We start from the raw sequence: 16,515 nt of genomic DNA on the forward strand, positions 1-16,515 counted from the left end.
CCTATAACAGTTGTTGAATCTTTGTGCTGTCACCCGGGTGATAGCTTCGCAGCTTTTGAATGGCGGAGCCGTGAGTTTCCGGGTACACTTCAATTGTTTCTTCTGAATGTTCCGATTCATCATTCGTTTTGTTTGCCATTTTCATCATCACTAGCTGCTTCAGCGGTCCCCCGAGCAGCAATTCCAAAGCTTCCATTGCTTCAGGGGCTTCAATAGAGCCAATGCCTGCCTGAGCCATTCTCTTCTGGTAATCCGGTGATGAAACAACACCAATGCTCCCCCAATAACTCCAATTCATCACGGCCACTGTACAAGGCCATATGTGAGATAGCCGCTGTGCAAAAGCATCCTTAAAACTGCAGCCCGCAGCGTAATTGCTTTGTCCCGAAGCTCTCGCAAACGATTGGACGGAAGAGAAAAACAAAACAAAATCCAGTGGTTCATACCGGAAAACTTGTGCCATTCGCACGCTTACATCAACCTTTGCAGCAAGAACGTTTCTGAAACATTCTTCACTCATATTCATCAGGCTTCGGTCTTGTAATACAATCGCAGAATGAATGATGCCGTTGATTTCACGATGCGTTTGTTTCATTGTTTCATAAGCGCGTTCTAATTCCTCTCGGTTAGCCGCATCAGCTTGAATGTAATATGGGGCTGGCCCTAGAAGCGCAAGTCTGTCCAGCTTGCTTTGGATGGCTGCATCCTTTTTCCTTCTGCCAATCCAAACGATCTGCGCCTGATATGTTCTGATCATATATTCACTCCAGGCCTCACCAATACCGCCAGCTCCGCCTATGACAACATAAACGCCTCCGTGCTTATACTTCGTGTGCACCGGTTGATTGTTGTGTACTGGAATCAGACGAAGCTTATGCCAAATCCTGTCTCGATAGGCCCACGTATTCCCTTCTTGATCAAAAGGCAAGGAAAGGAGTTGAGATAGCGGCAAGTCTTCGTATTCTTTAACATCGATCAGCTTTGTCTGCCAATTTGGATATTCTTTTGCCATTGAACCAATCAGGCCGTGCACCCCGGCATCGACCGGGTTGACAATATCTTGCTGATCAACATATTGTGTGTTCACCGTCACGACCGTCCAGCTGATCTCCTTCCGTGCATAGCCTATAGAAAGCATTGCCTTAATGAGCCTATACAATTGAATGACGCCTTGATCTTGGGCTCCAATCATTTCATCGCCGACTTCGCAATCGGGCACACGAGATGGAGACATCCACACAATATGCTCAAACGATCCAAGTGCTTCAAGCTCATCTGCAATTCTCTGAATTGATGCGTTCGGCTCAATGTTCAGCTCCTTGGACAACGGGAACTGCCTTTGAACAGCTTTTCTGCTGTTGTCATCCCCTCCGAGGATGACAACACGCTCATCAGCAGGTGAAATGATCTTCTTCTCCAGCTGCACTTGATCCCATATCGGCGCCATAAGAAGCGCTCCGTCAAGAGTTGCTTTGGAGTTTAGTGATGTCGGCTCGTCTGGCGGTTGTATACCTTCTTCCAGCACCCTTGATGAAATCCCCTTGATTCTTACACACACTCGGCCTTGTTCATCACACAAATCAATATCCAGTCTCTGTATTTTGTCCTCATTTGGGCGAGATGTCACAGATACCCACATTTTATTTGTACACGGGCTGAATATTTCTAGCTCTTGCAGCGCAAAAGGCAGAGAAAGCTGCTCGTCACCGGAATTCAGCTTCAGCCCGATCGACGCTTGTAAAGCAGAGTCCGCCATACTTGGATGCAGAACGAATTCATTCATTGTGTGATTTACACCAGCAGGCAGGGAAATCTCTGCCAAAGCTTGATTGCGGCCGATGTAAAGCCGATCTATCCCTTGAAAACCAGGGCCGTAGTCAATGCCGATCGCCTTAAACAATTCATAACATTGGTCGTGTGAGAGTGTGCTTAAACTGCACTGGTCTCTAAGCACGCTAATATCCTGGACTGGCAGGTCTCCTGCCCCGCGGATTGAAGCACTGCCTTGACAATGTATCTTTCGATTATTGTGTGCATCCTCTGCCTCTGTATAGATGGCAAAAGCAATCTCACCGTCCTGCTGGGGATGTAGACTGATATCCACTTGAACAGGCTGGCCGTCCGCCACAATCGGCTGCACCCACACAACATTTTTGATGTGAATAACAGATTGTTGATCTTCGGTTCCTCTCACTGCTCTTGTAACGGCAGCATGTACCATCTCAAGGTATGCCACCCCCGGCATAACCGGTTTTCCCTTCACCCTATGATCGGCGAAAAAGAACTCAGCGCCTGTAAAGGTGGAGCTGAAACGCTGCTCTGATAAATCTGAAGTGTTGAGTTGGACCAATGGGTGCAAAGCTGCTGGTTCGACAGTTTTTAGAACTGTTTGATGAGCAGTTGCTTCCTCTTTCGTATCCGTTATCCAGTAGCGTTCTTTCGCAAATGGATAGGTAGGGAGGCTTATGCGTTTCGGCTGTTTGCCGTCATACAGTTTACTCCAGCCTATTTCCATGCCTTTCACCCATAAATCAACCAGTTTTTCATATATGTGAGGCTCCCAGCTATTTTCGAGCGTTTTCTGTACTTCATCATCTGATCTCAATGTTTGTACGATGCCTTTTTCTGCTCTGCCTCTATACATGTACTTCGCGTAGGTGCCCCCTTCTATAAAGAGGTTCAATTTTTCCAGCAAGTCCCCAGTCGAGACAGCGATGATCCCTAATCTCTCCTCCATTGCATCACGACCCTCTTGGAGTGTATAAGCAATATCAGTGAGGTCATGAGCCGTGATAGATTGCTTGCTGATAAAGTCTGCTAATTGCCGGGCTTGGTCTTTCAGACGGTCTTCATCCTTTGCCGACAAAATAAAGATGCCCGGGTGCTGTGCTGTCACAGCTGGTGCTTGTGCAGGATGGGTTGTTTCTTTCGGAATATACTCCTCAATGACCACGTGGGCATTGACGCCGCCTATCCCAAATGAACTGATACCTGCGCGGCGCGGCAGCTCTCGGCCGGCTTCATCACGAAGCGCCTGCCATTCTCTCGATTCCTGCACAATGTAAAACGGGCTGTCATCCAGTCTGATATACGGATTAATGGTTTCACTATACAGACTTTTGACAAGCGTTTTATGCTTAAGCTGCAATAACACTTTAATGACACCCGCCACACCGGCCGCCAGCGATAAGTGACCGATGTTTGTTTTCGCAGAGCCAAGTCCGCAATGGCTGCCATGAACAGCCGGGTCCCCCGTTTTTTTATACAGCTCTTTAAATGCCGCTTTTAAGCCGTTGATTTCTACTGGATCACCCAGTTCTGTTCCAGTCCCATGCGCTTCAATATAAGTTACGGTTCTTGGATCAATTCCCGCTTTTTCATATGCTGTTTTTACGACATCCGCCTGGGCTTTCGGATTAGGAGTCGTTAGAGAATTTGCGCGGCCTCCGTGGTTTACCGCACTTCCTTTAATGACACCGTAAATATGATCACCGTCCCGTTCAGCCGCTGTCAGCTTTTTCAGGAAGAGAATGCCGGCACCTTCACTGACTGCGAAGCCATCGGCTTTGTCAGAAAATGTTTTGCATCTTCCTTCTTTGCTCAGCGCTCCGGCCTTATCATAAGCGATATGACCTTGCGGAGTTACGACCGTGTTGACTCCTCCCGCAATCGCCATGTCACAGTTTCCATTTTCAATGGCGCAGACCGCATGATGAATGGCGACTAAAGAGCTTGAGCACGCAGTGTCGATCGGTTCACTCGGTCCATGAATGTTCAGGAAATAACTGACTCTATTCGGCCCGGCAGAAGGACTCATATTCGCAGCTGCTGAGCCTTCAATATCCACATTTGACAGCAGTGAGCTATACCCCGTGTTTCCTGTCCCAATGAAGATGCCCGTTTTGGTTCCTGCCAGGCTTCTCGCTGAGTGTCCCGCTTCTTCTACCGCCTTCCACGCATATGTCATTAACAGACGCTGCTGAGGCTCCATCTGCTCAGCCTCCAATGGAGATATGCCGAAGAACAATGGATCAAAGTCAGCTACTTCATCAATAAAACCGCCCCATTTGACGTTTGTTTTATTCGCTTCTTTCAGAGGGTCTCCGTAATACTCCTGCCAATCCCAGCGGTCTTTTGGAACCTCTGTAATACAATCTGTTCCCGATGACAGGTTCTCCCAATATTCCTCGACGTCCTTTGCCTTTGGGAAAACGCCGCTCATCCCCACAATCGCAATAGGCTCAGGCTTATGATCAGATTCCTTTTGCTTTGGTGTTACCGAGCGTTTTGCAAAGCGGTTTTCAGTCGAAAACGTCATATTTTTTATATTCTGTTCGACAGGCTGCATCGGCACCTCAGCTTTGGCAGGCGTTTGAGCTGCAAAAGCATCTGGATATTCTTCTGACAGATACCCTGCAAATGCATTAACCGTTGCGTGCTCAAAGAAGATCGTCGGCGTGAGATCCAGCTTGTACTTCTCATTCAGTGTATTCGCGAATTCAGTTAAGGTAATCGAATCAAATCCATATTGATTAAACTCCATGTCCGGGTCAATCTCTTCAGGTTTGATTTTGAGCAATTGAGAGATTGCTTGCTTTAATGCTTCTTGAATGTGGTCGAACATATTCCCTTGATCCATTCTTTTTTCAGCTGTCACCGGTACTTGTACTGTTTTCAGTGGCACTTCATCAGAAGATGGCTTTTGAGCCAGCTTTTCCCTCATCATGTCTTTGATTCCTTCCATGACGATGACTTGATCCTTGCCAAATGCCAAAGCTGTATACAGTGCTTGAATGCCAGTCTTAGTCCGCATTGGCGTCACACCTGTGTTTTTCAACGTCATGTTTTCAATTTCTTTATTCGCGCGCATGCCGCCTTCTTTCCAGAGCGGCCAATTGATCGACAACGTTTGCCCGTGCCTGTACATGGCGGTTACAAGCGCATTTCGATAAGCAGCATACCTGTCCATAAATGCGTTAGCCATTGCGTAATCCGCCTGTCCCGCGCTGCCGGCAACACTTGATATTGAAGAGAAGAGGATAAAGAAATCTAACGCAAGGTGCTCAGTTGCCTCATCCACATTCACAAGCCCTTTTACCTTAGGTGCAAAAACTTGTGTCAGCTCTTCATTGGTTTTGCTCATCAGATAGTTATCTTTAATCAGCCCTGCGCTGTGAATGACGCCATTCAAGTCTCCGTAATCAGAGGTAATGCTTGTGATAAGCTCTGAGGCTGCTTCCGTTTGTGTCACGTCTACCTGCCTGTATTCTGCGCGAGCCCCTAATTGCTGAAGTTCGTTAAGCTCCGCCTGCTGATCCGCATTCAACGCAGATCTGCCTGTCAGAATGAGCACAGGCTGTTCAGATTGACGAGCAATCTCTTTTGCAAAAATAAACCCAAGTCCTCCCGCGCCGCCCGTGATGAGGTATACGCCTTTATCTCTCCACGGCAGGCTTATTTCCCGATCAGCCATTGGCAATTCACGCAAATCATTGATGTACCGTTTGCCTTTTTCATATTTGATACGCTGATCTTCTGTGTGTCTTTTATTCTCTTTCAGTTTTTCTATCACACTTTCAATATTTTCAAGTGAATCGATTTCAATCGTCTGGCCGATTAGTTTTTTGTTCTCCTGACCGGCTGTTTTAAGGAGCGCCGATAGCCCTGAGAATGAGTACTGCTTTTTTTGTGCTGAGGTAAGAAGCTGGATCAGGACATTGCCCTGCGGCTTGTTTTTGAGAAGACCCTGTACTGTCTCAAGCGCTTGTTCGGCATAATCTTGGAACCTCTCTGCAAGTCCTTCGCGGAATGACTCCAAAGCGATGCATTCCGCCCCTGTCATTCTTGATTCAATGCTATCTTTTGAGAGGCCATTCATGTCGCAAAGCATGACAATGTGCCGTTCGTATTGAGGCTCAGGACTTTCTTTTACACAAGCCTTAGGCACCCATTGTTCTTCAAACATCAGGGTTTCCAGCGTTTGATCAGGTTCCGCCGATCCAAAGCCGCCTTCCGCTGCCCTGAATGACAATCCTTTCATCCGAACACAAACATTGCCGTTCACATCTAAAATATCAATATCCCGTTTTTGCACCTTATCAGTTGCCTTGCTGCCTTGGCTGTATCTTGCGTATACCCACATTTCCGACGAACATGCTCCGAAGACTTCAAGCTCCTGGACCGCAAAAGGCAGTGTCAGCTGGTTATCCCCGGCGCCTGTCAAAATGCTTGACGCCTGCAAAGCAGAATCCATCAGCCCCGGGTGCATGTTGTATTGGCTGAGCGTATCTGCAGCTGACGGATGCAATGACAATTTTGCCAAAACAAATTGTTCAGCTGTATAGATTTTTTTCACTCCGCGATAAGCAGGACCATATTCAAAGCCAATCATTCGATATGTGTCGTATACTTCGTTTACGCTGAAATGGCTTTCCTTACACTGCTCCAGCAGGGATGGCAAATCAACCGCCGGCAGATTTCCAGCAGGGTTCAATACCGCGCTGCCTTGACTGAAGACGATTGACTGTTCACCTGCAACGTCTGATGAATGACCATAGATTTCATAAAAAATTTCACCACTTTCCTCTGGTGAAAGCCTGATGTGTACTTGCATCGGCTGGTCTTCTACGACAATTGGCCGCACCCACACCGCGTTCTTTAGCTTTATGGTGCACGGAACACCTTGTACCTCTGCGGCCTGCTCAACAGCTGCCCGCGCCAATTCAAGATGAGCCACTCCCGGCAAGATCCGTTGGCCTTTCACAACATGATCAGCAAGGAAAAACTCTTCTCCCGTATAGATAGAGCTAAACCTTTGTTCTGAGAGGTGCGATGTGTTTTGATGCATCAATGGATGTAGCACAGCTCCGCCAACGCTGGAGGCTGCTTTATTTACATTCGTGCTGCCGCTATCTTCAATATGATCAGAGATCCAATAACGGTCTTTTGCGAACGGATACGTCGGCAAGCTCATGCGCTTAGGCACAGTCTCGCCATACATGTTCGTCCAGTCTACATCAAGTCCCTTTACCCATAATTCAAGCAATTTTGCATACTTTCCCCGTTCCATCCATTTCTTGACGGCTTCTTGAATTTCTTCGTCCTCTGTCAGCATTTGCAGTGTGCCTTTATCAATCCTGCCTCTAAATACATCCTCCACATCGTTTTTGCCTGCTGCGAAGTCTTTTAATTTTTGCCGCAAATCCTCAACGGAACCAGAAATGATCCCAAGACGTTCCTCCATCGCGTCCCGTCCGGCTTGCAGTGTATAAGCGATCCGGGTGAGATTAGCGTCTCTGTATGCTTTCTTATCAAGCGCATCTGCCAGCTGCTGTGCGTGTTCTTTTAACCGCGCTTCATTTTTAGCAGATAAAACGAAGATACCCGGATGTTCCGGCGTGATAGATGGTATATTCTCATCAGCTGCTTCTGGAATATATTCCTCAATAACCACGTGGGCGTTTACGCCGCCAATTCCAAATGAACTGACACCCGCCCGGCGAGGAAGTGCTTCTCCCCGTTCATTTTTCAGCGCTTTCCATTCTCCCGTTTCCCGTACGATATAGAACGGACTGTTTTTTAGCTGAATGTACGGATTTACGGTTTCGCAATGCAGACTTTTCACTAAGGTTTTATGCTTAAGCTGCAACAATATTTTAATAACTCCTGCCGCACCAGCTGCCAGCGATAAGTGGCCGATGTTTGTCTTTACAGATCCTAATCCGCAGTAAGGATTGGCTGATGTGTCTCCTTCATTTATCCCCAATGCTTTAAAAGCTGATTTTAAACCGTTAATTTCAACCGGGTCGCCAAGCTCCGTTCCGGTTCCGTGGGCTTCAATGTAGGTCACGGTTTTCGGATCGATTCCCGCTTTTTGATATGCCGACTGAATAACATCTGCCTGCGCCTTCGGATTAGGAGTCGTTAAAGAGGCTGCACGTCCGCCGTGATTGATTGCACTGCCTTTGATGACTCCGTAAATATGGTCTCCCGCTTCTTCAGCCGCTTTTAATTTTTTCAGGAACAGTATGCCGGCACCTTCCCCATGCGCAAAACCATCGGCTTGATTTGAAAACGTCTTGCATTTTCCTTCTTTGCTCAGCGCACCTGCCTTATCAAAGCTGATATACACCTCAGGAAGGATAATCGTATTTACACCGCCAGCTAACGCCATGTCACAAGTGCCTTCCTCAATGGAAGAGATGGCATGGTGGATCGCCACTAGTGAACTTGAGCACGCTGTATCAATCGGTTCGCTCGGTCCGTGCAGATTAAGGAAATAACTGACCCGGTTTGGACCGACTGAAGGGCTTGTATTGGCTGCCGCTGATCCTTCTATTGCCGAGTTCGCTTTAGATAGAAGAGAGCTGTATCCTGTATTTCCTGTTCCGATGAAAACGCCGGTCTTTGTGCCTGACAACCTTTTCGCCGAATATCCTGCATCTTCGATCGCTTTCCAGGCATAAGTCAGCAGTAAGCGCTGCTGAGGTTCCATTTGTTCAGCTTCACGCGGAGAAATGCCAAAGAATAATGGATCAAAATCTGCTATTCCGTCAATAAAACCGCCCCATTTTACGTTCGTTTTATTGACTTCCTTCGCCGGATCACCTTCATATTCACGCCAATCCCAGCGATCTTTCGGAATTTCCGTCATGCAGTCTTTGCCCTCTTTTAAGATGTTCCAGTATGCCTCAATATCTTTCGCCATAGGGAAAATCCCGCTTATGCCTACGATGGCAATTGGCTCAGGCCCAGTATCACTCTGTATGGCGTTTGGCTGCATGACTTGCTGCTTTCGGCGTCTTTTAGCTTTGGCGCGAACGGCTTGTTCCTGTTTCACGGCTGGCTGAATCTGAGCCGATGCAGCACGTACAGCAAATGTCTTCGCAAATACCGATTGATATTCTTCTGACAAATGCTTGCCAAACGCATGTATCGTCGGATGGTCAAAAAATACGGTTGGCGTCAGTTCTAACTTATAGGCGCGATTGATATGGTTGGTGAATTCAGTCATTGAGATTGAATCAAAACCATACACCGTCATCTCGGCATGATCATCAATCGTTTCAAGCTTAACCTTTAACAGCTTGGCAACCTCTCGCTTTAACATCGCCTTTACTTTATCCAGCAAACTGTCTGTATCAATGCTATTTACTTGTTCAGTCATGTCTTTTGCTTCCTTCTTTTCCATAGGTGCTGAGGCGGTTTTTGCCAGCATGTTTTGTTTTATTTTCTGCCCATCGCCCTCGATCACCATTACTTGGTTTGCCTCTGAATGAAGCGCTTGATATAATGCCTGAATTCCCTTTTCTGCCCTCATAGGAACAATACCGGCTACTTGTACAAGCCTTTTCTCAGTTTCTTGTTCGACCTTCATGCCTCCATCTCTCCATAAAGGCCAGTTTACAGAAAGCGTCTTCCCATGCCGCTGGCTGAGGTCGGCAAGCCTATTTCGATAGCCCGCATACATATCCATAAATACATTGGCTGCCGCATAGTCAGACTGACCGATGCTTCCTAAACTTCCTGAAAGAGATGAAAAGAGAATAAAGAAATCCAAAGGCAAATCCTTGCTTGCCTCGTCTAGATAAACAAGCCCTTTTACTTTAGGCGCCAGTACATCGTGCAGATCTTCTGCCTGTTTATTGACCATGTAGCTGTCCTTGATGATTCCCGCGCTGTGGAGAACACCGTTCAGGCGGCCATATTTTTTTTGAATGTCGTCAATGAGCTGATAGACTTCAATCTTATCGGTAACATCCGTTTGCCGATAGGTAACCTCAGCCCCCTTGCTATGAAGCTCTTTCAGCTTTTTGCTTTTGCTTTCGCTAAGAGAGGAACGGCCCGTCAGAATGATTGTCGCATTCTTCGTTTGTTCCGCGATTTCCTTTGCAAAAATATGGCCTAGTCCGCCGGCGCCTCCTGTAACGAGATAAACGCCATTGTCTTTCCACGGTTTGCTGACGTCTCCTTTTGCCTGTTTGACTTCGCGCCAGTCAGCAATATACCGTGTCCCGTTTTGATATTTGACATATGAATCTTTGCTCAATTGATTTTCTAATAGTTTGCTGGCAATGCTTTCTCCGCTTTCTTCACTGCTGACTTCAATCATTTGGCCGGTTAGTTTGGCATTTTCCTGACAAGCTGTTTTCAGCAGTCCTGTCAATCCTGAAAACAATTGCTGTTCTCCCTCTGCAGAGGTTACGATCTGAATGAGAATGCCGTCTTTCGGTTTCGTACGAATGATCTCTTGTACCTTTTTAAACACTTGTTCTGTATAAGAATGGAAACGCCCCTCCACTGAAGAAGGCCTTGCTTCCAGGCTGTATACACGGACATCCCCGATGGCTGCTTCAATTTGTTTTCTCGTCTCATGATCATATTCACATAGAAATACGAGATGCTCTGCATATTTTTTTGCAGCTAAGCCGTCGGCTGCCTTTTCCTGCCAAACGGGCTCAAGCAATAAAGTTTCGCTGTTGGTGTTTGATGGTTCGGTTTGTACATCTGCTTCCATCACTCTCGCCGAAAATCCTTTCAGCCGCACGCAAATCATGCCATGCTCATCGCATAGATGAATATCGACTTTCTGTATCACATCTCCTGGTTTGTTTTTCGAGTTGAATTGAACATAAACCCACATGTCAGAAACGCACTGACGAAAGACCTCAAGTTCCTCTAAGGCAAATGGCAGCGCTGCCTTAAAGTCTTCCGTGTCTGAAAGTTCCGCTCTGACGACATTTTGCAAATATTCAGCCGCCTGTAACGCTCCGTCCAATACACTCGGATGAAGAACATAATCGTCCAACGTATGTGTGACAGATTCCGGCAGTGATAATTTGGCAAGCAGCTGTCCGTCGCCTTTATATACGGCCTCTACACTCTTGTAACCCGGACCGTAATCGGCGCCGATCATGCTTTCATAAAACGAGACAGCATCCATTCTGCTTAGATCACATTGTTTCTTGATCTCAGAAAGATCCAGTGCTTTTTCTTGCTTTAACTGAATCAATTCCGCTGTACCTTGGTTATATACAACTGGTTCTGCATCAGCGGATTCCGGCTCACCATACATCCGATAAGCGATTTGTCCGCCATCTTCATCGTAAAGTCCGATATTTACCTGAACCGGCTCACTTCCTGCTACAACCGGACGAATCCATACGACATTTTTCAGCCTGATTCCAGTATTATGATCCTCCAATCCGCCAATTCCTTGTTCTATAGCGGCTCTTGCCATTTCAAGCGTGACTGCCGCCGGCAAAATGGCCATGCCTTTAATGATATGTTCGGCAATAAAATACTCTTGTCCTGTGAAAATGGAGCTGAAACGTTGCTCTGACAGAACCGATGTATTATGGTGCACTAAAGGATGCAAACGCGCCGGTTCAATTGCTGTGATGGTATTGCTTTCAGGCCAGTATCGTTCTTCGGCAAAAGGGTATGTCGGCAAGCTGATGCGGCGCGGCTTTGCATCAGGATAGAGCCTGCGCCATTCAACGTGAAAGCCTTTTGCCCACATCTCGGCAAGCTTTCTCACTTCTTCTTTTGATATCCGTGATGAAGCCATATTTTCTGCCTCAGCATTTCCAAGCAGCTGTTCAGCGGATGTCATTTTCGTTCTTTCTCCTTGGATACAACCCTCTGGAAGCGTCTCCCCATTCACAAAAGCTTCCATCTGCTGTTTCCATTGTTCCGGATCACTCGCCATAAAAACGATCCTGTTATCCATTGCTTCACGGCCGACCTGAAAGGTATAGGCAATATCTTTTAAAGAGAAATTCTTTTTCTCGTCTTGACTGATATAAGACAGCAATTCCTTCGTGTATGCATGGAGCCGTTCTCTATTTTTTGCTGATATCGGAATGATGTAAGGCTGATTGCCTTCGTTTTCGGAACCTGCATCAGTATTGTTTTCATATTGCTCAAATATAGCATGAGCGTTAGTTCCGCCTAGCCCGAATGAGCTCAGAGCTGCCCGATGGACACCTGCGTGTTTCTCTAACGATTTTCGTTCACGGACAACATAAAAAGGAGAGCTTTCAAACTTTATATTCGGATTTGGCTCCGTGCAGTTGATGGTCGGTGCAAGTTCATTATGGTATAAGCTCATCGCAACTTTAATGCATCCAGCTAACCCCGCAGCTGTATCCAAATGGCCGATATTCGTTTTCACTGAACCAATTCCGCAAAATTGTGTTTTGTCGGTGTATTGCTTGTACACTTTATTTAGCGCAGACATTTCAATAGGATCGCCTAATTTCGTTCCCGTCCCGTGCGCTTCAATATAACTGACCGTTTCAGGATGAACCTTGGTTGTATCCAATACATGCTGTATCACCTCTGTTTGGCCTTTTACACTTGGCGCATAGAAGCCGGCTTTTTCTGCCCCATCATTATTGATGCCTATTCCGCGCATAATGGCATAAATATGGTCTCCGTCTTTTACGGCATCCACAGCTTTTTTCAGCAGGATGACCGCTACACCTTCGCCCCCAGCCATTCCATCCGCCGAAGCATCGAACGCCTTTACATGCCCGTCGCTTGAAAAATTCAACCCGTTTTGGTGCACATAGCCGATCGCTGATTGTGCGTGCAATGTTGCGCCTCCGACAAGCGCATATTCTGATTCGCCTGATGTCAGGCTTTTGTATGCTTGATATAAACCAACTAGTGATGAGGAGCAGTTAGAATGAACAAAGTAGCTTGGCCCTTTTAATCCGAGCTTATGCGAAATCATTGTCGGAATGGTTCCGCTTTGGGCTAACACCCATGAAACATAGCCATCAGGTGATTCATGTCCTTCTGTTGTTTCCTTCGGCAATAACGTTCTATATGAATTGCTGCTTGCAGACATATATACACTTGTTGCCGGAATCTCCTTAGCCACATATCCTGCATCTTCAATCGCTTTCCAGGAGTGCAGCAATAAGAGGCGGAGCTGAGGATCCATATACTCAGCATCTTTTGGCGAGATTTGAAAGAAACCGGGATCGAATAAGTCTTTCCCTTCGATCACAGATTGCACTGGCACATAGTCAGGGTGCTGTATCAATTCTTCGGGAACTCCATTTGCGCGTAGTTCTTCTTCAGAAAAAAATCGTATGCTTTCTTTGCCTTCTTTGATGTGGTTCCAGAAGTCATGATGATTTTTCGCGCCTGGGAACTGGCACGATATCCCCACAATCGCAACACTGTCGTCAAAATAAGGGGGAATCGTCTGTTGCGGGTATTTTCCATCTTTTTTGTCATCATGATCATCTTCATTTTGCGTCACGGCTAGATCTGAGTTTTTCATCTCCAAAATGTATTCACTGATTGCACGGATCGTGGAATACTCAAACAGCTCAGTAACACTAAACTCACAATCGAATTCTTTTTTGATTCGTTCAGCCACAGCTACAGCCAGAAGCGAATCGCCGCCCGCATCGAAAAATCCGTCTTCCGGCCCAAATCCGCTGACCTGGAGAGTTTCCTCCCAAATGTGTAGCACCTGATCCTCTATTTCCGTTACCTGCAAATGATTTGGTTCCCTTCTATTGAAAACAATCTCACGTTTTTCCAGTTCTTTACGGTTCACTTTTCCGCTGGGCGATAATGGAAGCTCATCCAAGCGGATAAAGTGTGAAGGTATCATATATTCCGGCAGACTGGACTTTAAATGGCAGCGCAAATCTTTCGGATCGGCAGGAGAATGTCCGCTTTCCTCTGTATAATAAGCAGCGAGCTGTTGATGGCTCTCCAGCTGCTTTACCACTACAGCCTGATCTAAAATGCCCGGGTATTCACTCAGCTTTGTTTCTATTGCGCCCAGCTCGACGCGAAAACCGCGTATTTTCACTTGGCTGTCCATCCGTCCCAAGTATTCTATGTTGCCATCAGGAAGCCATCTGGCTAAATCACCCGATTTATATAGCTTCGTCCCTGGTTCAAAGGGATTGTCAATAAATTTTTCAGCCGTAAGCCCCTGCTTATTATAGTAGCCTCTTGCCAAGCCGGCTCCCGCGATGCAAAGCTCTCCAGGCTTTCCGATTGGCACAGGTTTCAAATGCTCATCCACAATATAAATTTTCGTGTTGGAGACAGGCTTTCCAATCGGTGTATGGTGACTTGCAATATCTCCTTTTCCGCACCCGAAATAGGCAGCGTAAATGGAGGCTTCCGTCGGTCCGTATATATTTTCAACACGGCAGTTTGTAAAGAGCGATACCGCCTTTTTCACTAATTCTTTAGGGAAGGCTTCACCTGCAACCATCATATACTTCAGTGGTCCATCCTCTGTAAATCGCTTGTTGTTTTTCGCCATTTCTAAAAAAACATGCAGCATGGCCGGCACAAAATTAACGTGAGTCACTTTATATGTTTCAATGTAACCCATACAAAGCTGCGGTGATTTCTCCCCATTAGGCGGAAGAATCACAAGACGGCCGTCTCCAATAAACCATCCGAATAATTCTGAGATCGATACATCAAACACATAGTTCGTCTTCAGTAAATAGGCATCCTCAGCCGTAACAGGATAATGAGATTCAAGAAAATTCAGGGTATTCATAATGCTCCGATGCTCTACCATAACCCCTTTAGGCTGTCCGGTGCTTCCTGATGTATAAATGATATAAGCGAGGTGCTCTGGTCTTACTTCCCGTTTTAAGCCGTTGCTTTGCTGATCAGGATAACCGTTTCGACAAGCTAACTCGATATTGATTGCTTTCACTTGGCTCCCCGTTAATCCGCTGATTCTATCATGAACGTTAGATTGGGTGAGGACAACGGATGCCTGACTGTCTTTGAGCATGTACTCTAATCGTTCTTGCGGGAAGCTTGGATCTAACGGCACATATGCTCCTCCGGCTTTCAGTATTCCTAAAATTCCGATGATCATATCAAACGAACGCTCTGCACAAATGCCAACTGGCTGTTCTGGTCCAACCCCCTGATGTTGAAGGTAGACTGCCACAGATGTGCTTTTTTCATCTACTTCTTTGTATGTAAGTGATCTGTCTTCAAACATCACAGCAACCGCATCTGGGGTTTGTTTCGCTTTTTCCTCAAACACTTCATGTATACACTTGTCATTTGCGATGTTTGTCCCTGTCGCATTCCATTGTTCCAGCAAACTAGTTTGTTCTTGATTTAATTGCATAGAGTAGGCTTCAAGCGGCAAAGACGGGTCCTCCATCATGTGCTGCGCAAGCTTCATATAGTTCTCCATCATGCTTTCAATGGAGGACACATCATACAAATCAGGGTTAAACAAAAGATGAAGCACTGTTTCATTTTCTTGCTCATATATTTCGAGTGCCAGCTCAAATTCACCCTCTTGCCGAATGTCTTCAATATATTCGATGCCAAGCGTTTGATACGGCTCGAGCACTTTTTGCAAGCCTGTTGCCTGAAAAAAGTTTTGGTACAGAAAGGCTGTTTGAAAAACCGGAGAATCCGCGGACGATCGGTCTACATTCAGCTCTCTTACCAATGCAGGGAACGGATACGCCGCATGATCCAGACCGTCAGCCATTGTCAGCTGCAGTTCCCGAATAAATGCTGTTAATGGCTGAGTTCCGATATTCTTGCTCCGAACAGCCATCATATTGATAAAATAACCGATTAGGGTTTCAAAGCTATCTTCATGCCGACCCATTGTCGGAACGCCGACAATGAGATCCTTTTGTTTTGTATAATGATGCAGCAGTACTTTGTAAATGGCGAGAAACACAACAGATTCATTCACATGATAAGTGCGGGCAAACGATTTAATTTGATTTCTCAGGTGATGTGGGAGCAAGCTTTTATAAGCTTGCCCCTTGAATTTTCGTGCTGAAGATCGCGGACGGTCAGCTGGCAGATCAAGAACTGGCAGACTCCCAGACAACTGTTCTTTCCAGTAAGCGAGATGCTCTTCCCCTTCTCTGCCAGTCAGCATCCGGTTTTCCCAAGCGACAAAATCGTAATAATCAGCTGTTATTGGCTGCTGCACGGGCTCAATCCCATTCAGCAATTGTTGATACGTTTCAAATAGCGCCGCCATCAATGTCAGCATCGACACACCATCGAATATGATATGGTGAATCGTTATAAGAACAATACATTCTTCTTTCGATCGATGAAAAAGATGTGTGCGCATTAACGGATCAGCTTCCAAATGGAAAGGTTCTTTTGCTTTTTCTTTTAGAAAAGGCAAGATATCTGCTGATTTCATTGCTGATATATCCTCTTCCACAAAATAAAGATTCTCTGATAACTGAACCGTTTGAAATAGAATGCCATCCTCTTCTTGAATCACACTGGCTAAGACAGGATATTGTCTCTGTACAAACAGAAGGGCCTTCTTGAACGTTTGTGCATGTATTGGCTTGCTGAAACGAAAGCATAAAGGAATATTATATGCACTCATCCCAGGAGACATTTTTTGAAGCATCCACAGCCCTTTTTGCCCTTCTGAAAGCGGACTTTTCAACTTCCGCTTCATGCCTTTAAGACGTTCTTCCACCTCAGAAATGGTTAATTCTCCTGATC

1 protein-coding gene is annotated in these 16,515 nt (G+C 46.2%); it reads right to left on the bottom strand.

Translation table 11 applies throughout. The features are described from left to right. Position 1 precedes the first annotated feature (1 nt). Positions 2–16,468 (bottom strand): non-ribosomal peptide synthetase, encoded by a 16,467-nt coding sequence (locus NZD81_RS06440; RefSeq protein ID WP_289860546.1) that lies wholly within the window; start codon positions 16,466–16,468, stop codon positions 2–4. Positions 16,469–16,515: the final 47 nt, after the last annotated feature.

It is taken from the genome of Bacillus sp. B.PNR1, from assembly GCF_030386235.1.
In the GTDB taxonomy this organism is placed as follows: domain Bacteria; phylum Bacillota; class Bacilli; order Bacillales; family Bacillaceae; genus Bacillus; species Bacillus stercoris.